Source organism: Streptomyces sp. NPDC059917 (assembly GCF_042730635.1).
Taxonomy (GTDB): domain Bacteria; phylum Actinomycetota; class Actinomycetes; order Streptomycetales; family Streptomycetaceae; genus Streptomyces.
This window is the reverse complement of sequence record NZ_JBHWLC010000117.1, coordinates 1-19,277: the sequence shown is the minus strand read 5'-3', so window position 1 is coordinate 19,277 and position 19,277 is coordinate 1. Positions and strand designations below refer to the sequence as shown.

Annotated in this window: 13 protein-coding genes; 7 read left to right on the top strand and 6 right to left on the bottom strand. The window is 75.1% G+C overall.

The features are described from left to right. The first annotated feature begins 104 nt into the window (after positions 1 to 104). Positions 105 to 908: a HEAT repeat domain-containing protein gene (locus ACFWAR_RS36805; RefSeq protein WP_385787267.1), complete on the top strand. Its 804-nt coding sequence runs from the start codon at positions 105 to 107 to the stop codon at positions 906 to 908. A gap of 32 nt (positions 909 to 940) precedes the next feature. Here ACFWAR_RS36805 and ACFWAR_RS36800 read toward each other — a convergent pair whose 3' ends face one another. Then, complete coding sequence (locus ACFWAR_RS36800; protein WP_385787264.1) at positions 941 to 1,381, bottom strand: VOC family protein; 441 nt, start codon at positions 1,379 to 1,381, stop codon at positions 941 to 943. Between the two features lie 81 nt (positions 1,382 to 1,462). Here ACFWAR_RS36800 and ACFWAR_RS36795 point away from each other — a divergent pair, with 81 nt between their 5' ends. Next, positions 1,463 to 1,927 carry a GNAT family N-acetyltransferase gene (locus ACFWAR_RS36795; RefSeq protein ID WP_385787262.1) on the top strand — a complete coding sequence of 155 codons (465 nt, stop codon included), beginning with the start codon at positions 1,463 to 1,465 and terminating at the stop codon, positions 1,925 to 1,927. Here the strand turns inward: ACFWAR_RS36795 and ACFWAR_RS36790 are convergent. Together ACFWAR_RS36790 and ACFWAR_RS36785 are read right to left on the bottom strand one after the other, a co-directional pair. Continuing rightward, positions 1,924 to 4,677: a BTAD domain-containing putative transcriptional regulator gene (locus ACFWAR_RS36790; protein ID WP_385787259.1), complete on the bottom strand. Its 2,754-nt coding sequence runs from the start codon at positions 4,675 to 4,677 to the stop codon at positions 1,924 to 1,926. The genes ACFWAR_RS36795 and ACFWAR_RS36790 overlap by 4 nt on opposite strands. A 267-nt stretch (positions 4,678 to 4,944) precedes the next feature. After that, positions 4,945 to 5,766 (bottom strand): helix-turn-helix transcriptional regulator, encoded by an 822-nt coding sequence (locus ACFWAR_RS36785; RefSeq protein ID WP_385787273.1) that lies wholly within the window; start codon positions 5,764 to 5,766, stop codon positions 4,945 to 4,947. Positions 5,767 to 6,112: 346 nt separating this feature from the next. Here ACFWAR_RS36785 and ACFWAR_RS36780 point away from each other — a divergent pair, with 346 nt between their 5' ends. After that, the gene (locus ACFWAR_RS36780) at positions 6,113 to 7,420 is read left to right on the top strand and encodes an MFS transporter (RefSeq protein WP_385787270.1); all 1,308 of its coding nucleotides are present in this window, start codon (positions 6,113 to 6,115) and stop codon (positions 7,418 to 7,420) included. A 162-nt stretch (positions 7,421 to 7,582) separates the two neighbouring features. Next, complete coding sequence (locus ACFWAR_RS36775; RefSeq protein ID WP_385787257.1) at positions 7,583 to 7,999, top strand: hypothetical protein; 417 nt, start codon at positions 7,583 to 7,585, stop codon at positions 7,997 to 7,999. Positions 8,000 to 8,042: 43 nt separating this feature from the next. Here the strand turns inward: ACFWAR_RS36775 and ACFWAR_RS36770 are convergent, their stop codons facing one another. Genes ACFWAR_RS36770 through ACFWAR_RS36760 form a run of 3 tightly spaced genes read right to left on the bottom strand, consistent with a single transcriptional unit; the run spans position 8,043 to position 15,153 of the window. Further along, positions 8,043 to 9,068 carry an ATP-binding cassette domain-containing protein gene (locus ACFWAR_RS36770; RefSeq protein WP_385787254.1) on the bottom strand — a complete coding sequence of 342 codons (1,026 nt, stop codon included), beginning with the start codon at positions 9,066 to 9,068 and terminating at the stop codon, positions 8,043 to 8,045. Beyond that, a complete protein-coding gene (locus tag ACFWAR_RS36765) occupies positions 9,065 to 11,815 on the bottom strand; it encodes a hypothetical protein (protein ID WP_385787251.1) in 2,751 nt (916 codons plus the stop codon). Before ACFWAR_RS36765 ends, ACFWAR_RS36770 begins: the two co-directional genes overlap by 4 nt. After that, the gene (locus ACFWAR_RS36760) at positions 11,812 to 15,153 is read right to left on the bottom strand and encodes an FtsX-like permease family protein (protein ID WP_385787248.1); all 3,342 of its coding nucleotides are present in this window, start codon (positions 15,151 to 15,153) and stop codon (positions 11,812 to 11,814) included. Before ACFWAR_RS36760 ends, ACFWAR_RS36765 begins: the two co-directional genes overlap by 4 nt. A 140-nt stretch (positions 15,154 to 15,293) precedes the next feature. Between ACFWAR_RS36760 and ACFWAR_RS36755 the strand changes: the two genes are divergently transcribed. The 3 genes from ACFWAR_RS36755 to ACFWAR_RS36745 all read left to right on the top strand — a co-directional run bounded on the left by ACFWAR_RS36755 (position 15,294) and on the right by ACFWAR_RS36745 (position 19,147). Then, positions 15,294 to 16,076, top strand: a complete 783-nt coding sequence (locus tag ACFWAR_RS36755; RefSeq protein ID WP_385787245.1) for an ABC transporter ATP-binding protein — start codon at positions 15,294 to 15,296, stop codon at positions 16,074 to 16,076. Between the two features lie 311 nt (positions 16,077 to 16,387). Next, positions 16,388 to 17,152: a hypothetical protein gene (locus ACFWAR_RS36750; RefSeq protein WP_385787242.1), complete on the top strand. Its 765-nt coding sequence runs from the start codon at positions 16,388 to 16,390 to the stop codon at positions 17,150 to 17,152. 78 nt (positions 17,153 to 17,230) lie between these two features. Continuing rightward, positions 17,231 to 19,147, top strand: a complete 1,917-nt coding sequence (locus ACFWAR_RS36745) for a galactose oxidase-like domain-containing protein (RefSeq protein ID WP_385787239.1) — start codon at positions 17,231 to 17,233, stop codon at positions 19,145 to 19,147. Positions 19,148 to 19,277 lie beyond the last annotated feature (130 nt).

Below are 19,277 nucleotides of genomic sequence, written 5' to 3'. Positions count from 1 at the left end.
AGGCGGGCGATCCTCCGCCTTGCGATGCACGGCACCAGACGCCGCGAGCCGCGCCCTTCGGGCGCCCGGCGCTACTTTCGAAACACGCCCTAGAATTCCGGGTCATGGCGATGTTCGTACACCTGACCTCGGCGGCGAACGCGCCCCGCATCCGGCGCTCCGGGATCCGGGCGGTGAGCTACGGACAGGGCGGTCGGCGGGGCGTCTTCTGCTTCCCGGTGCTGGCGTCGTACACCCTCACCCACCAGTGGCTGCGCGAGCTGGCCCGATTCGGCACCCGGGGCGGGCTCGTGGCCGTCCACGTGCGGTTGGACGACGCCCAGGACGTGCTGGTCGGTCACTACCGGGACCGGGCGGGCGGGACGCAGGCCGCGGTCACCGCGGCGGAGGCGGTGCGGCGGATCGCGGCGCTGGAGGACCCGCGCGGGTGGGAGGTCTTCGTCCCCGGGGCGATCCGGTCGGGCGCGGTGCACCGGGTGCGCACGGCGCCGCAGGTGGCGGGCTGGCGGTACGTGCCGGACGCGCACGGGGTGCGCCCCTGCACCTGCCCCGGGTGCCAGAGCCGGGGCCGGTACGGCTCGCGGCGCCTGCGCGAGCGCCTGCCGGCCTCGTCCAACGAACAGCCGCCGCCCACCCCGGTCCTGCTCGCCCGGATCGAGGCGGCCGGTGACCCGGGGGACCCGGCCGCGCTGCGGGACGCCCTGGATTGGCTCGGGATGCGCCGACGGGGCCCGCTCGCGCAGGTCGGCCGACTGGCCGCGCACCCCGATCCCACGGTGCGCGAATACCTGGTGTGGGCCGTGTCCCGCTGGTCCACGCCCGGGGTCACCGAGCTGTTGGACTCCCTCGCCGACGATCCGGAGGAGCTGGTCCGGGAGGCGGTCCGGGAGGCGCGCGAGGGACGCTGACGCGCTCCCGCACCCGGAGCCCGCCCCGCTCCTCAGTTCAGTTGCTCGGCCAGCGCGAGCACGATCCCGCTCGGCCCGCGGAGGTAGCAGAGCAGGTAGCTGTCCTCGAACCGCGTCACCTCGCCGACGAGTTGGGCGCCGAGCGGCCGGAGCCGGGCGAGGGTGTCCTCGATGTCGTCGACGGCGAACATGACGCGGTGCAGGCCCAGCGTGTTCACCGGGACGACCTCCCGCTCGGGGGCGATCGCCTCCGGGCTGTCGTACCGCACCAGTTCGAGCCGACCCGGGGCGCCCGGGATCCGCATCATCGCGATCTCCGTCCGCATGCCGTCGAGCGCGACGATCCTCCCCGCCCAGTCCCCTTCGATCGGCGTCCTGCCCTCCAGCTCCATGCCGAGCTCGGTGAAGAAGGTGACGGCGGCGTCGAGGTCCTCGACGACGATGCCGACGTTGTCCATGCGCACAAGGGTCATGTGCCCGAGGATAGGCTCCGCCACCGACACCCCGGCGAATTCGGATGCGGCGGGCCCGCCCGTCTGCGAGAGTCGCGTCCCGTGAACAGTGACCGGACCACCCTTCGGCGCGCGCACGCCCGCGATGCGGTCGATGCGGCCGACGTGTGGCTGCGGTCCTTCTCCGCCGCGCTGCCCACCGTGCGCCGTGCGCACGACGACGACGAGGTGCGGGACTGGTTCGCCACCGTCGTCGTGCCGCGCCAGGAGACCTGGGTGGCGGTCGCCGCGGGCAGCGTGGTCGGGGTCCTGGTGCTCGACGGCGAGGAACTGGCCCAGCTCTACCTCGATCCGCCCTGGCGCGGCCGCGGGTTGGGCGACCGGTTCGTCCGCCTGGCCCAGCGGCGAAGGCCGTCCGGGCTGTCCCTGTGGACGTTCCAGATCAACGGACCGGCCCGGCGCTTCTACGAGCGCCACGGCTTCGCCGCGGTGGAACGCACCGACGGCCTGGGCAACGAGGAGCGCGAGCCGGACGTCCGCTACGTCTGGCCGTCTCCGCCGCTCTAGGCCCCCGCCAGCCCGGCCAGCACGGCGCGCGCCGCGATCTCGCCCTCTTCGTAGGAGCTCGCCCGGGCCTCGCTGATCGCGTCGTCCAGTTGGCGCACCGCTTCGGGGGTGCGGCCCGCCGCGGCGAGGGCCTCGCCGTACAGGGTGCGCAGCACCACGCGCCGGGGCGCGGCGAGCGGGGGCGCGGCGAGGGCCAGCCCGCGCACGGCGTGGCAGGCGGCCTCGTCGTGGGCGCCGACGGCGAGGAGGTACTGGGTGAGGTGCTGGTGGGCGAGGGTGACGGTCTCGGTGCGTCCGGCCTCCTCGGCCAGGGCCAGGGCGCGCACCAGCAGTTCCCGCGCCCGCTCCGGGGTGCCGCGCCGGGTGAGCGCGATGGCCAGGTTGATCCGGGCCACGGCCTCCCCGGCCCGGTCGCCCGCCAGGGCGGAGAGGTCGGGGGCGCGTTCCAGGTGGCCGAGTGCCTCCTCGGAGCGGCCCTCCTCGGCCAGCACCCAGCCGAGCAGGGCCCGGGCCCGGGACTGCGCGCCGTGGTCGCCGGCCCGCTCGGCGCAGGCCAGGCCCTGTTCGAGGAGCGGCACCCAGCCGTCGCGGACCTGCCACAGGATGAGGGGCCACTGCAGGAGCACCAGGCGCCAGGCGCGGTCGTCCAGACCCGCCGCGACGGCGGCGTCGAACGCCCCGCGCAGGGTGTCCCGCTCGGCGGAGTACCAGGCGAGGGCGCTCGTCCGGTCCGCGAAGGTCCGGATCTCGGCGGCGGGCCCCCGGGCCGCGACCGGCAGCGCGCAGCAGGGTTCGCTGCCCGGCTCCGCGGCGGCGCTCGCCGCGAGGAGCGTGCGCAGCCAGTGGTCGAGCAGCCGGGGCAGCCCGTCGGGGTCGTGCCCGGGGTCCAGGCTGCGGGCGTAGAGGCGGACCAGGTCGTGCAGTACGTACGCCTGCGGACCCGCCTCGACGACCAGTTGGGCGGCGGCCAACTGGGTCAGTGCCAGGGCGGCTTGACCGGCCGGGCAGTCGGCGAGCGCCGCGGCCGTACAGATGTCGAGGGTGGCGCCGGTGTGCGGCCCGAGCCGGTGGAACATCCGTCGCGCCGGTTCCGGCAGCTGCCGCACGGTGAGGCCGAGCGCCGCGCCGACGCCGGTGTCGTCGACGTTCAGCAGGTCCAGTCTGCGGTGCTCGTCGGAGAGTTCGCGCACGAAGGCGGCCAGCCCGTGGTGCGGGTGGGTGGCGAGCCGCGCGGCGGCGACCCGCAGGGCGAGCGGCAGGCCGTCGCACAGCGCCGCGAGCTGGGCGGCGGCCTCCGGCTCGTTCGCGACCGTGTCCGGGCCCAGGACGGCCGCCAGGAGCGCGGTGGACTGGACGGCGGGCAGCTGCGCGAGCGGCACCGGACACGCGGCGTCCGATGCCACGAGGCCGCCGAGCCGGTCCCGGCTGGTGACGACGGTGACGCAGCGGTCCCCGCCGGGCAGCAGCGGACGTACCTGTCCGGAATCGTGGGCGTTGTCCAGGACGATCAACATCCGGCGTGTGGAGGTCAGTTCGCGGTAGCGGGCGCCGAGCGCGTCGGGCGAGCCGGGCATCTGCTCGGCGGGCAGGCCGAGGGCGAGCAGCAGTTCGCGGAGCACGGCGGTGGCGCCACGGGTGGGGACGGTGCTGTAGCCGTGGAGATCGACGAAGAGCCGCCCGTCGGGGAAGTCCGCGCCGCGCTCGTGTGCCCAGTGCACGGCCAGCGCGGTCTTGCCGACACCGGCGCTGCCGGTGATGAGGGCGACGGCGCCGGGGGCGGCGGTCGCCGCCCGGTCGAGGGCGTCCAGTTCGTCCTCGCGCCCGGTGAAGGCCCGCGGGCGGCGCGGCAGCAGTTGGGGGCGCGGGGCGGCCCCCGCCGTGAGGGACACGGGCGTCGGGGTCGGCGCCGGGGCGGGTGCCGGAGCCGGTGTCGACGCCTTCGCGGCAGCGGTCCGCGGGGGAGTCGCACCCCGGCCCGCGCCCTCGGCCGCCGAGGCGGCCGAGGGGGGCGCGGTCCGCAGCAGGGCGGTGTACGCGTCGTTCAGCGCCGACCCGGGGTCGACGCCGAGCTGATCGGCGAGCAGCCTGCGGGTGCGGTGGAACCAGTGCAGGGCGTCCGCCTGCCGTCCGGCCCCGCCCAGGGCCCGTATCAGCGCGGCGATCAGCGGTTCCCGCATCGGGTGCGCGACGGCCTCGGCGCGCAGTACGGCCGCCGCCGTGGCGTGCTCGCCGAGGACCGCGTGCGCGTCGGCCAGCTCCTCCACCGCGGTCAGCCGCAGCTCCTCCAGCGCGTGCGCGGCGTGCTCCAGCAGCGGGCTGTGCACCGTTCCGGCGAGCGCGGGTCCCGTCCACAGCGCGAGCGCCTCCTGGAACACCGGGACGGCGTCCCGCGGCGCCCGCTGGGCCCGGGCGAGGCGCAGCAGCTCCTCGAAGCGGTGGGCGTCGACCAGGGTTTCGGGCACCCGCAGGAGGTACGCCGCCCCGTGCGTGCGCAGTTCGACGCCGTGGGCCCCGGCGTCGTGCGCGGCAAGGAGCGCCCGGAGCTGGGACACGTGCCCCTGCACCACGGTCCGGGAGTGCCGGGGCGGCTCCTCCAACCACATGGCCTCGGTCAGCCGGTCCACGGCGACGGCCGCGTTGGGGCACTGCACCAGCATGGCCAGCAGGCTGCGGCGCTTGGCCGGGCCGAGGGGCAGCGGCTCCCCGCGCCCCGTCACCACGGCCACGGGACCCAGTACGCGGAACTCCATGTGATCCCCACTCCGTTCACGGCGGCACGGCCCCCTCGGCGAGCCTACGTCGGCCCATTTCGGGACATGAGTGGGTTCCCGGCCATTAGCCTCGGCGCCGCTGGCCATCCGACGCCCCGGCGGAGCGCTCGGTGATCGTCCGGTGATGCTCCGTTAGCGTCCTGTTAGGGCGACGTTGGCCGGTGGTGGGACCCTCGGCGGGTCGGTCGGCGCGGCGCCGGGCCCCCTGCTCCCCTGCCGGGGATGGGAGCAGGGCCCGCCCGACGTTCAGCCGGCGATCGGGTACATGGCGCCGCGGCGGCCCTCCGGGGACGCCAGCCACTCCAGCTTCTCCTCCGTGTCGGTGCCGGGCAGGGGAGTGTGCAGCACGATCGCGAGGTCGGGCCGGGCCGGTACGCGCAGGGAAGTCGATTCGACGAACAGCGTTCCCACCAAGGGGTGTTGGAACTCCTTCTGCATCTGGCCGCCCGGCTCGATGTCGCGCCGCTCCCACAGGTCCGCGAAGAGTCGGCTGGCCTCCTTGGCCTCCTCGACGACCGCACGGAAGCCGTCGTCGTCGGGCGATTCCGAGCAGGCCGACCGGAACTGGGCCACCACGTGGGCCGCGATCTCCTCCCAGTCCTTGTTGCGCGCCTGGTAGAGGGGGTCGGTGAAGAAGGCGATCAGGCAGTTCTGCACGATCTCGGGCCGCATGCCGAGCACGATGGAGGCCGCGTCGTTGTACATCACCGTGTTCCAGTACACGTCCATGATGTGCGCGGGGAACGGCATCCACGCGTCGATCAGTCGCTGGAGCCCGTCGCACATGTTCTTGGCGGACGGCGCCACTTGGGGGGCCGGCGGGTTGAGCCCCGCCAGGACGTAGAGGTGGCGCTGCTCGGCGCTGTTCAGCTTGAGGACCCGGCCCACCGCGTCGAGCACCTGCGCGGACACCGTGATGTCGCGCCCCTGCTCCAGCCACTGGTACCAGGAGACCCCGACCCCGGCGAGCACGGCGACCTCTTCCCGGCGCAGGCCCGGGGTGCGGCGGCGGGCCCCGCCGTCCGGCAGTCCGGCCTCCGTCGGGGTGATCCGCGCCCGCCTGTTCATCAGGAACTCGCGCAGCTCGGAGCGCCGGTGCTGGTCGATCGGTGTGGCCACGAATTCCCCCTGTTGGCTGCCTGGTGGTGCCACCACCAGCATAAGTTCCCTCTCTCCACGCGCATTCCCGTGCGGCGAGGGTGGGGCCATGACGACCGACACACACACCTCCCGCAGCGGGCCCGGGCGGGCCCCCGACGCGACGGCGCCCGATGAGACCGCGCCCCGCACGACCGCTTCCGGCGCGACCGCTTCCCGTACGACCGCCCCCGTCGCGGCGGCCGCGGAGACCGGCGGCGACCGGCTCACCGGCCGGGCCGCACTGGTCCTCTTCGTCCTGTGCGCCGCCCAGTTCATGGTGGCCCTGGACTTCTCCGTGCTGAACGTGGCCCTGCCGGTGCTCGGCAAGGACCTGGGCCTGGGTCACTCCCAGCTCCAGTGGGCGGTCACCGCCTTCGCGTTGCCCTCCGGCGGCTTCCTGCTGCTCTTCGGCCGGATCGCCGACCTGTACGGGCGCAAGAAGCTCTTCCTGACGGGCCTCGTCCTCTTCGGCCTCGCCTCGCTGCTGGCCACCCTCGCCTGGGACCCGGCGTCCTTCCTGGCCGGGCGCGCCCTCCAGGGTCTCGGCGCGGCGCTCATCGTGCCGACCGGCATGTCCCTGCTGACCACCACCTTCCCCGAAGGACCGCTGCGCGCCAAGGCGTTGGGGATCTCCGGCACCCTGCTCTCCCTCGGCTTCACCGTCGGCATGGTGCTCGGCGGCGTGATGACAGACGCGCTGGGCTGGCGCTCCACGATGGGGCTCCTCGCGGCCACCGCGCTGATCGTGCTCGCTCTGGCCCCGCGGCTGCTGCCCGAGTCGAGGACCCCCGAGCGCCCGCGGCTGGACGTGCCGGGCGCCGTCACCGTCACCGGCGGTCTGCTCGCGCTGATCTACTCCCTGTCCACGGCGGCCCAGGAGGGCTTCGGCGGCGTCGACGTCTGGGGCACGCTGGTGGCCGGCGTCGCACTGCTCACCGCGTTCGTCGTGGTCGAGACGCGGTCCCCGGCCCCCTTGGTCTCGCTGCCGATGCTGCGGCGGCGCACGGTGGCCTGGGGCAACATCGGCGGCCTGGTGACCTTCTCGATGATGTCGACGGTCGTCTTCGTGCTGACCCTCTACCTCCAGGAGACCCTGGGGCTGTCGTCCTTCCGGACGGGCCTGGTCTTCGGGGTCCAGGGCGTCATGTCGGCCGTCGCCGGTACCTACGCTTCCCGGGTGATCGGCCGGATCGGCGCGCGCCGCACGCTGGCGCTCTCGCTGCTCGGCCAGGGCGTGTTCACCGCCGCCCTGCTGGCCGTGGGCGCGGGGGCGGGCGCGCTGCTGGCGACCGTCGCGGTCTCACTGGCCAGCATGTGCCACCTCGGCGCGATCATCTCGTACGGGGTCACCGTGACCAGCGGCGTGCCGGACGAGGAGCAGGGTCTGGCCACCGGTCTGGTCACCACCACCCAGCAGGTCGGCCTCACCATCGGCATCCCGCTGCTCGGCGTGCTGGCGACGACGGGCGGCTCGCTCTTCGACGGGGTGCGCACGGTGCTGGCGCTCGACGCGGCGATCCTGCTCGTGGTCGGGGCGCTCATCGCACTCGGCCTGCGCGACGGGGCGAAGAGCCGCGCGTGAGGGGTGCGCACGGCCCGGATGGCGGAGGTGATGGTGTGTCAGCCGCCGGGCCCAAGGGTGAATACGTATCCATCATGACAGGTCAGAGCGTGTTTTCGTAGGACCAAGGGCACAGCGGATCGCCCTTGTTCGGGGGCCTGTGCGGCTTTGAGAATCTCCGTCATGACCTACTCGGCGCACATCAGTCACGACGCAGTCCTTCGAGCCCGAGTGGCCCTCCTGACCTCGGGCAAGCCGCAACTCGGCGAGCGGGTCGCCGCCTACCGGGTGTTGGCGCGGGTGAGCCCCCTGGCCTACCTGCCGCTGCTGGCGGTCGCCCTGGGCAAGTACGCGGCCCGGGAGTTCGCCTCCGAGCCCGCCATCGTGGCGGCCCTGCTGGCCGAATCCGTCGCCGCGGCGCGGGAGGCGTACGCACGGGAGCCCGCGCGGGCGGAGCTCCTCGCCCACTGCCTGGCGGTGTACCGGCTCCAGATGGAGCGCATGGACCGGGCCGCGGAGGCCCGGGCGGCCCAGGAGGAGATCGCCCTCCTCCTGGCCGAGGAGGGGTCGGCCGCCCGCGGCCGACCCGGTGCCCGCTGAACGGGCGGCCCCGGGGCACGCGCCCCGGGGCGGACCGGGTCCGCTAGCGCGCGGAGTCCGGGCGGACCGCGATGTGGTCCGGGCCCAGGTCGACCGCCACGCGGTCCTCCATCCCGAGCGCCTCCAGGAAGGTGCGCGGGAGCTGTACCCGGCCGCTGCGGTCCAGCATCACGTACTCGCGCTCGCTGACCGACTCCGCGCCGTGCTCGTCGGTGACGGTGCGCCGCAGCACCTCGCTGCTGGTGCGGCCGTCGCGGATGGCGACCGTGCGCCGCACCTCGCCCGCGACCATCGGGTCGTGGGTGACGATGACCACGGTGGCCCCGAGCTCCCGGTTGACCGTGCGGAAGGCATCGAAGACGGCGGCGCCCGTTTCCGAGTCCAGCTCGCCGGTCGGCTCGTCGGCGAGGAGGACCTTGGGGGCCCCCGCCATCGCCACCGCGACGGCCACCCGCTGCTGCTGCCCGCCGGAGAGCTCCGACGGGCGGCGGCCCGCGAGCGGGCCGAGGTCCAGGGCCTCGATCAGCTCCGCGGTCCGGGCCGCGTGCCGCTTCGCCGCACCGCGTCCGCCACTGGTCAACTGCAGGGGCAGGGCGATGTTCTGCGTGGTCGTCAGGAACGGCAGCAGGTTGCGCGCCGTCTGCTGCCAGACGAAGCCGACCGCCTCGCGCCGGTAGCGCAGCCGGTCCCGCGAGCCCATCTCCAGCAGGTCGTACCCGGCCACCCGGGCCGTGCCCGCCGTGGGCCGGTCCTGGCCCGCCAGGATGTTCAGCAGCGTCGACTTGCCGCTGCCGGAGGCGCCGACCAGGGCCACCAGGTCGCCCTGGGCCACCGTCAACTCCAGCCCCTGGAGCGCCTGTACCTCGATCCCGTCGCCACTGAACACCCGGACCAGCCGGTCGCACACGATGGCCGTGCCCGCCTCGGGCGGCGGGGGAGCGGTCGCGGCGAGCGCGCGCCGGCGCAGCTCCTCGTAGCTGGGCCCGCCGCCGTCCGCGTCGGCCCGGGCGTCCGCTCCCCGGTCGCCCGCCGCCGGGGCGACCGCCCCGTCTGTCCGCTCGCCGCTCATCGCTGGTCTCCCGCTCTCAACTCGGTAGTGATCTGGCGTCGTCCCGACACCGCGGCCTCGGCCAGCACGGCCACCGCCACCAGGGCGGCCAGGCCCAGCGCCTGGACCAGTACGGGCCGTGCGCTGAACCGCAGGCCGTCCGCCACGGGGGCGCCGACCAGGGTGGACAGGTCCACCGCCGGGCCGAGCAGGAGCACCGCGGCCGTCGCGGTCAGCGCTCCGCCGAGCGCCGCCGCCACGGCCTGCGGCAACGACTCGGTCAGCATCAACAGCATGCCCTGCCGGGGTCGAAGACCCATCGTGCGCATCCGGGCCAGCAGCGCGGCCCGCTCGGGTGCCGCCCGTACCAGCGACAGCAGGACGGCCAGCAGCGCGAAGCCCGCGGCCCCGATGACCGAGGTCTTGAACAGCCGGACCGCGGCCGCCTGGAGCGGGTCGGCCGCCAACTCGTCCGCCATCCCGGCGCTGGTGCGCACCCGGAACTCGTTCGCCTGGGCGGCCGGTACGAGCGAGCGCACCAGCACCTTGAGCTTGTCCTCGGGGGGATCGCCCAGCGCGTACCAGTGGTTGGGCTGCCGGGTCCCCGCGATGGCGGCCGTGGCCGGACCCGCGGGCACGATGACCGTGGCCCCGACGGCCCCCGGCCGCACCGGCGTGCCGTCGACCGTGCCGCGCGAGGTGACCTGGAGCTGGCCGTCCCCCAGCCGCAGCCGCAGCGTGCCGCCGGGCGCCAGCTTGGCCAGCCCGGTGCTGAACAGCACGGGCAGGGGCGAGTCGGCCGTACCGGCGCCCTTGCCGGTGAGCAGGCCGGGGTCGAAGGGCCCGATGCCCGCGCCCTTGGACAGTGCGGCGTAGGCCTTGGGTTCGACGACGACCACGCTCACCTGCGTGGTGAAATGCGCGGCCGGAGCGTCGACGAAGGCGTCGTCGTTCGCCCACAGGCTGACGGAGGACCGTACGCCGTCCACCTTGTCCGCGGCCCGCACCAGCTCGGTCGGCAGGCTCTGGCCGGGCGGCGCGACGATCTGGGCGTCGGCGGCGATGCTCACCCGGGTCGCGGACAGCCGGGCGGCCTCGGCGGCGTTCAACACCGTGGTCCAGAAGCCGCCGGTGGTGACGGCCAGCAGCAGCGCCACCAGCGGCAGCACGGGAGCGCGGACGCGGCCCCCGTCGCCGCGCGCGGCGCGCGCCAGACCGAGGAAGCCGATCACCCCACGGCCCCGCGCGGCCATCCTGGCCGGCAGCGCGACCAGGAGCGGGAGCAGCCGGGCGAGCAACAGCCCGCCGCACAGGGCGAGCAGCAGGGGCGCGGCGACCAGCAGCGGGTCGACGTCGGCGCCGGTCTGGGCGATGCCCCGCCCGCGGACCTCCGATACGGCGGCGCCGGTCACCAGGAGCACCAGCAACTCGCCCACCGGGCGCCGCCAGCGGTTGCGCGGCCGCGGCGGCGACAGCAGGACCAGGGCCCGCACCGGGAAGGCCAGCCAGGCCAGCAGGGTGGCGGCCAGCGCGACCGACAGCGAGGGCAGCAGCCGTGGCGTGGGCAGCAGGGCGAAGGCGAGCGCCATCGCGGCCAGGGCGGCCGGGAGGACCGTCACCGCACCCTCCGCGAGCAGCCTGCGCACCAGCCCGGCGCGCGAGGCGCCGCGGGCCAGCAGCAGCCGCAGCTCGAACTCCCGCCGCTCCCCGGCGAGCGCCGCGGCCAGGCACAGGACCACGAAGACGACACCGGCGACCCCCGCGGGACCGCTCACCCCCACCGGGGCGGCGGCCTGCTGCCGCTGCCCGGCCTCGGCCAGCAGGGCGGGCAGCGGGGAGACGATCGTCAGGTCGAGCCGTCCCGACGAGCCGAGGAGCTCGGCGGCGGTGGACCCGGAGACGTACGAGGTGATCTGACGGGTGGCCTCGGGCAGCCGGTCGGCGCGCAGCCGGCCGGTCTCGATCGGCAGCCGCCAGAAGTCGGTGCCGCCCTTGCCCCAGGCCGCGGCCCGCCCCAGGTCCTGGGCGCCGACGAGGGCGCCGGCGTGCCAGTAGGAGCGCGGTTCCTTGCCGATGGTGTAGCCGGTGCAGGCGCGGGTCATGCAGGGCAGGCCGGTCCAGACGGGATCGGCCTCGTCGTTGGCCGTGTAGAGGCCGACGACCACGGCCCGGTCGGCCTCGGGGGCCTGCGGGCCGTCGGCCGCGGTCTCGAGCACCGTGCCGAGCGGGGCGTTCATGGCCTGCGACGCCCGCTGGGACAGGGCGATCGGTACGGGCCCCTCGGCGGTGGCGCCGCTGGGCCAGCGGCCCGCCACCATCTTGACGTGCCCCTCGCCCTCGCGCAGGTGCAACAGGCTCAACTGCGGAGGCACGTCGTCCGGAGCGGCCAGCCCGGGCGTGGTCAGCGTGCGGGGCTTGTCGCCCAGCGTGCCGTGCACCGGGCCGCTCGCGGCCACCGTGAGGTCCCCGCCGGTCGGGGCCGTCAGCAGCTCCAGGATCCGGTCCAGGTCCTCCGCGACCCCCGCCCCGTTCGAGGAGTTGCCCGTGATCATGATGCTGGTCTGACTCGGGCCCTTGCCGCCCAGGAAGCCGCGCAGGGCCTGGTCCGCGCCCCGGTCCAGGGCGCGGGGCAGCGCCGCGCTCAGGAACACGGCGGCGAAGGCGAGGACCGCGGCCAAGGCGGCCGCCGACGGCATGGCGCGGAGCCGGGTCCGCACCCAGGACGCGGGTCGGGCGGCGCGGGCCGCCGTACGGGAGTTACGGATCATGACTCCTCCACCTGCCGCAGCCGAGCGGCCGTGTTCCGGTTGCGGCGGCCACCGAGGGTGGCTGCCAGCAGGGGGACGACGGCGATCGCGACGGTCAGCAGCAGTGTCCGGCCAGTCGGCAGGTCGACCAGTAGTTCGGGGAACGGGCGGCTGCCCGCGGGTGTCCGCACCATCAGCGGCACCACGAGATGGACGAGGGCGGCGCCGATGCCCACCCCGGCGGCGCTGCCGAGCCCGGCCAGGACCAGACCCTCGGCCGCGGCGGTACGGGCCAGCAGGCGCCGCGGCGTACCGAGGGCCAGCAGCACCGCGGACTCGCGGGAGCGTTCCCGGGCGCCCGCCGCGGCGGCCGCGGCGAACCCGATCGCGGCGAGCACCGCGCAGGCCACGGCCAGCACGGCCAGCGCCCGCTGCGGGGCGGTGCTCAGCGGGTCGTCGAGCAGCGCGGCGGCCACCTCGTCGCGCAGCAGCACGTCCTGGCCCCCGGCGCCGGCCCCGGTCCGCAACGCGGCGGCGGCGCGCGCCGGCACCGGATCGTCCGCGGTGGCACCGGGCAGCCACCACTCGGTGACCGCGGGCAGCGCACGGGCGCCGTCCGCCGCCGGAAGCCGACCGAGCAGGGACAGGTCGAGGGCGAGCGCGGTGTCACCGGCCACGGGCAGCGCCCCCACGGCGCGGACGATCCGCACCCGCACGGTGGACTGCGCGAAGGGCACCGGCACCACGTCGCCGACCTTCGCGCCGATCCCGGCGAGGTAGCCGCGGGTGGCGACCCCGGGCAGCTCCGCGGGGGGAACCGCGGCGCCCGCGGTCAGCACCAGGGCGGTCTCCTCCCCCTTGGGCACGGTGTCGTAGCGCATCCGCAGCAGGGCGGGCCCCGCAGGGGCGCCCGGCGCGGCCTCGGCGAGGAGCGCGGCGCTCGCACCCTTGGGCGGGTCGGACATGGTCCAGTCGGCGGAGCCCTTCGCCCCGGCCCCCGGCGGCTGGACGGGGACGGCCGGGCCGCCCGCCGTCTCGGCGACCGCGAGCCGGTGGACCGTCAGCTCACCGCCCACCAGCGGCGGCGACACGTCCGCCTTGGGGTCCTGCACGCCGTAGGAGAGCACCACCGAGAGCAGCGTCAGCGGCCCCGCCGGCTTGCCGACCGGGCCGTCGGCCAGTGCGGCCAGGTCCACCGGGACGGTGACCCGACCGCCGCCCTCGGGCAGCGTCGAGACGGGGGTCCGGTAGGTCATCCCGAACCGGTCGCGCAGCAGCAGCTTCAGGTTGGGGCCGCCGGTCGGCGTGCCGGTGGTGCGCAGGGTCACGTCGAAGTCGAGCCGCTGGGCCCCCGCGGGCAGCGGGATGCCGGTGGTGGGCTTGGTGGTGGCGGCGGGCCCGGTGACCGTGGCGAGCCCGGAGAACAACTCGTCCATCGGCCGGCCCTCGCGCAGGTCGGAGCGCAGCGGCACCCGGTCGCCCGCGCCCGCCGCGTCCAGCGCGAGCAGCTGCGCCGACCGCCCGCCCGGCAGCGGCTGCTGCGCGCGGAGCACCGGCAGCACCCGCTCGCCGCCGGGCAGCGCCGCGTAGCGGCCGGCCTGACCGAGCGGGGACAGCTGGCTGTTGGTGATGCGCAGGCCCCCGGCGGTGCGGTAGTCGGCCTGGTCGTACTGGGAGTCCGACCACGCGGTGTGCTGACCGAGGGCCAGCACACCGCTGGACACGGCGAGCACGAGCAGCACCACCGGGCCGGTGGCCCGCTGCGGGCGGCGGGCCAGCTGCCAGCCGACGAGCGCCGGACCGAGCCCCGATCCGCGCGCCGCCAACCGGCCGCCGAGGCGTGCGGCGAGCGGCAGGATCCGCAGCACGAGCACGGCCCCCGCGCACAGCGCCAGGGTCGGCGCGGCGACGAGGACCGGGTCGACGCCGGAGGAACCGCTGCCGTCGGTGGCGGGCGCGGCGCCGTCGTAGCGGTCCAACTGCTGGTAGGCGAGGGCGGCCAGCGCCAGCAGCGCGATGTCCGCACCGGAGCGCGCCGCCCCGGCCACCAGCTCCTGCCGCTTGCCGCCGGCCCGCTGTACGACGGCCGAGGCGCCCCGCAGCAGGGCGGGCAGCGTGCTCAGCAGTACGCAGCCGAGCGCGCACGCGGCGGCCACCGGCCACAGCGGCCAACTCGTCTCCCACACACCGGCGTTCGCGGTGACCGAGGTCCCGTGCTCGCGGGCCCCCGCGCCGTCGAGGAAACGCAGCAGCAGAGGGGCGAGCACGGGGGCGAGCAGGGCCGCGGGCAGTGCCAGCAGCAGCGCCTCGACCCCGGTCAGCAGTTCCAGCTTGCGCCGGGAGGCGCCGCGGGCCAGGAGCAGGGTCCGCTCGCCCTCCTGGTGCTTCATCAGGGTGTGCCCGACGATCAGCAAGGTGGCCGCGGTGAGCACGACGAGCTGGAGCTCGCCGATCAACAGGGTGGACCAGGCGACGGTGCGCGCCGAGCGCAGCTCCGCCATGACCTTGGGCAGTTCGGTCCGCGCGTTGAGGGCGGAGGAGGTCTTGAGCGCCGCGCTCAGGGCCTCGGTCCGCTCCCCGATGGCCTCGGCCTCGGGGGTGTGGACCCCCGCGAAGTCGGGGCTGAGGAGGGTGACGCGGCTGTCCTGCGCCACACCGCCCGCGGTGAAGGCGGAGTCGTCGACGAGCAGCGGCCCGTAGGTGGTGAAGCTGCTGACCTGGAAGCCGCGGCCGCCGACCGGGTCCAGCTGCCAGTACGCGGCGGCGGGGTCCGCGGCCCGGTACACACCGGTGATCAGCACGGTGAGCTGCGGCCCCTGGAAGCGGTCGTCGAGGCGCACCTCGGCGGGCAGCTTCGCCGCCGTCAGCCCCAGCCGGTTCAGCGCGGCCTCGGGCACGGCCACCGGCACGCGGGAGGCGACGGCGCCCGCGCCGACGGGCTGCGGCCACTGCCCGGCGACCAGCCGGGTCCGGGCCCTGTCGAAGGCGGCGAGCAGCGTCAGGTCCGCTTCGGGCGCGGGCGCCCCGGGCGCGACGGCCGTGCTCCCCGGCAGGCCGTAGGCGTGGCTGCGGGCCACGCTGTCGACGGTGACCGGCAGCTCGCCGAACAGGCCGCGGGCGAAGCCCCGTAGGGCCTCGTCGTCCTTGGGCCGGTCGCTCACCGGGTGGTAGCCGGTGACGACGACCGTGGACCGGGTGTGGTCCCGTCCCTGGAGGGACTGGCGCAGTCCCGCCTCGCCCACGCCCCGGGTGAAGGCGAACAGCGCGGTGAGGACGGTCGTCGTGATCAGAACGGTGAACAACACGGCGGCAGCGAGGGACACACGCCCGCGCTGACGACGCATGACGAAGGCGAGCATGCGTGATATTCCTCCTACTACCGGACCATAGGTACCGGATAGCGGAGGATCTTGTCAGATTCGAACGGGCATGGGAAGGGCTTGTTTCCGCTGGAAAGGGATGAGCAAATGCGGATATCGGTAACCACATTGGGGGCTCCATGACCACGACCACGACCACGCAGCACGGGAGCGAATCGGCGACGCCCATGGTGGTGGTCGACGACGTGCACCGCAGCTTCGGCACCGGCGAACAGGCCGTGCACGCCCTGCGCGGAGTCTCCTTCGAGCTGCGAAGAGGCGAACTCACCGCACTGAAAGGACGTTCCGGTTCCGGAAAGACGACCCTGCTGAACCTGGTCGGCGGTCTGGACTCCCCGACCAGCGGAGCCATTCGCCTCGACGGCACGGACCTGACCGGACTCGACGAGGGCGGGCTGCTCGCCCTGCGCCGCGAGCGCATCGGTTTCGTCTTCCAGTCCTTCGGCCTGATACCGGTGCTGACCGCGGCGGAGAACGTCGGGGTGCCGATGCGGCTGCGCAAGGTCGCCGCCGCGCAGCGCGAAGAGCGGGTACGCACCCTGCTCGCGCTCGTCGGCCTCGCCGACCACGCGGCGCAGCGGCCGGGCGAGCTCTCCGGCGGCCAGCAGCAACGCGTCGCGGTCGCCCGCGCGTTGGCCAACGACCCCGACCTGATCATCGCGGACGAGCCCACCGGCCAGCTCGACTCCGAGACCGGCCACGCGATCATGGAGCTGCTGCGCGCCGTGGTGCGCAGTGAGGGCGTGACGGTTCTGGTGGCCACCCACGACCCGGCCCTGATGGACCTCGCGGACCGGGTCGTGGAGATGCGCGACGGCCGGGTGGTGGAGACGGGCGAGGAGGGGGCGCGGCCGCTGGGCGGGGACGGGAACGCGGCGGTGGGCGCGGGCGCGCACGCCTGACCGCCCCCGGACCCCGCTGCCGCCACCCGGCGCAACCGGCCGATCCGGCCGCTGTCCGGATTCCGCTTGACGTCGCGCCGGGACCTGCGGCCGAGCGCGTCCGCGCCCCGTGCGCGACCCGTCCTCGCGGCTCTTCCACGGCTCGTCCACGCCCGTTCCGCACCCGGTGCGCCCCCGGTGCGAGGCCTCGCGCCGCCGGAGGGTCACCCCATCGGGGCGCCCGGCGTGCGCCCGACGCACCCGTCGCGGAAGCTGGCGGTCACGGGCAGCGAGTGCTGCCGTCGGCCCCGCACCGAGGAGTTCCCGCCCCGATGGCTGTCGCCGCCTTACTCGCCGTCGTCTTCGCCGCGGCCGTCGCCCTGGGGGTGTCCCGGCTGGGCCACTACCTGGCCCGCCACCGGGCCCTGCCGGACGTCGGACCGGCCATCGGCACCGCCGCCGGGGTGGTCTTCTCCTTCTTCATCCTCACGCTGGCCTTCCTGATGGTCAGCTCGGCCCAGGAACTGGCCGTCGCCCGCAAGGGCAACTACGCCGAGGCCGGGGCCCTCATAGACCTCTACCTCGCGGCCGACCGGATGCCGGGGCCCGTCAGGACCGAGATACGCGGCCACTCCGAGCGGTACGCGCACATGGTCATCGAACGCGAATGGCCGAGGATGCTGGAGGGCGACACCGACGACGAGACCTGGGCCATGGCCTACGGCCTCTACGAACTGGTCGCCAAGGCACCCGCGGACTCGCCCCCCAAGGCCCTCGACGACTCGCGCGACGCGGTGACCCGGCTGCTCGCCCAGCGCCGGATCCGGGTGGCGGACGTCCAGGGCGGCCTGCCCCGGGTCATGGTGGTCACCCTGATCGGCGCGGCCGTCCTCTCCGTCGGCTTCCTCGTCCTGATCGGCTGGCCGCGGGGCATCCGCGGCATGATCGGCATCGCGGCCCTCGGCGGCATCTGCGGCTACGGCGTGTGGCTGGTGCTCCAGCTCAACCACGCCTACGCGTCGGGCGTGCACGTCGACCCCGACGCCTTCCAGGACGCGCTGATCCGGATGGCGTTCGTGAACTCCCACGGCATCTGAGACCACAGCCCCCGAGCCTCCACCCCGGAGCCTCCCCCCGGGCCTTCCCCCGCGAAGCCCCCACACAAGGGATCCCCCATGCCCCGTTCCGGAGCCCGCGGCCCCGGCCGCCCCCGTCGCGCCCTGGTCGCGTCCGCCCTGCTCACCCTGCTCCCCGCCGGTCTGCTGCTGGCCCCCGGCGCGTCCGTGGCGGTCGCGCACGACGGTCCGCACGGGCCGGGCGGCGCCCATCGCTCGCCGCTGCTCGTGCCCGAGCGCGTGCGGCGCGAGATCAGCCCGGCCGAACGACGGGCGCTGGGCCCCGACCACGCAGAGGAACACGCCCGCACCCGGCTGGCGCTGCGCGACATCGGGGGCTACCCGGACAGCACCCGCCGGGCCCGGCTCCAGGCCCTCACCGCCTCGCAGGCCAAGGAGAACGAGGCCTTCGACGCGGCGGAACACGGCGCGTTCAAGGAGTACTTCGACTCGCCCGACTTCGCCGCCCACATCGCGCTGCTGCCCACGGGGAAGGTGCTCCTCTTCTCCTTCGAGCGGATCGAGACCAACCCGCAGAAGGAGCCCGCCCCCACCGACACCATCGGCGCCGCCAACGCCGGCCGCGCCTTCCTGTGGGACCCCGCGAAGGGCACCGGAGCCGCGGCCTTCACCAAGGTGACCCCGCCCATCGTGGACATGCCCGACGGCACGCAGTCCCCACGCCCCGCGCCGTTCTTCTGCTCCGGCCACGCCTTCCTGCCCAACGGCATGCTCGGCGTCTTCGGCGGGAACCTCGGGGGCAACGGCGGCAGCGGGGCGAAGCTCTCCCTGGTCTTCGACCCCTGGACCGAGACCTGGAGCCGCAACCAGGACATGTCCACCGGCCGTTGGTACCCCTCCGTGGTGACCGCCGCCGACGGCCGACAGCTGATCATGTCCGGTCAGTCCGAGCTGGGCTGGGGCACCCCGACGCCGGTGGTCGAGCGCTTCCCCGCCCTCGGACACCCCGTTCCCCGGACCAAGAAGGACGTCCCGCGCGACGTCCCGGTCGGCCTGTTCAAAGCGACCGCGCCCTTCACCCGCGACTACCCGCAGCTCTTCTCGCTGCGCGACGGGCTCGTCTACGGGCTCGGGCGCGTCCACGACGAACAGTGGACCTTCGACCCCGTCGACGAATCCCGCAGGGACCTGCCGGCCCGGCCCGACGGCAGCTCCCGGCTGTACGGCGGCGCCGTCCCCCTGCCCGGCGGGTACGAGGGCCCCGACAGCGCCCTGGTGATCGGGGGCGACCGGACCGATCCCCGGACGTACAGGCTGGCCGGGGGGAAGTGGACGATCGAGAAGTCCCGTGCCTTCGGCCGCACCCAGGACAACACCCTGGTGATGCCCGACGGCACGCTCCTGACGGCCGGCGGGGCGTACGACATCCGCGACTACGGCAACGGCACCTACAACCCCAACGCCGACCTGAAGTACCGGCAGTTGGAGACCCGCGACGCCCAGGGCGACTGGAAGCTCGGCCCGGTCCAGCGGCTGCCGCGCGGCTACCACTCCAACGCCCTCGTCCTGCCCGACGGCCGGGTCATGATCACCGGGGACGAACTCCAGCAGCTCGCCAACGACGCCAACATCCACGACGACATGAACGGCACCATCGAGATCTACGAGCCCGCCTACCTCCACCGGGGCGCGCGCCCCGTGCTGGAGCAGGTGCCGAGCGAACCGCTCGGTTACAACAGCCGCTTCGAGGTCACCACCAGCACGCCCGACCAGGTCAGCCGGGCCGTCCTGCTGGCGCCGACCACCGCCACCCACGCGGTCAACACCAGCCAGCGGCACGTGGAGCTGCGGATCAAGCACCGCGACGGCGACGCGCTGACCCTCCAGGCCCCGCCGGGCGCGGCCGCCGCCCCGCCGGGCCACTACATGCTCTTCCTGCTGGACGCCAAGGGCGTGCCCAGCGTCGCCCGTTGGGTCACCCTCGACGCCGCGGCGCCCGCCGCGCCGCTCCGCTGACCGCCGGGAGCCCGCCGATGGCATCCGCCGCCCCGCCCCGCGACGGCCGCCCCCGCAGCGGCCCGGACCGCCGGACCGTCCTGCGGGCCACAGCCTGCGCCGCCGCCGCCGCGAACGGCGCGGCCGGGCC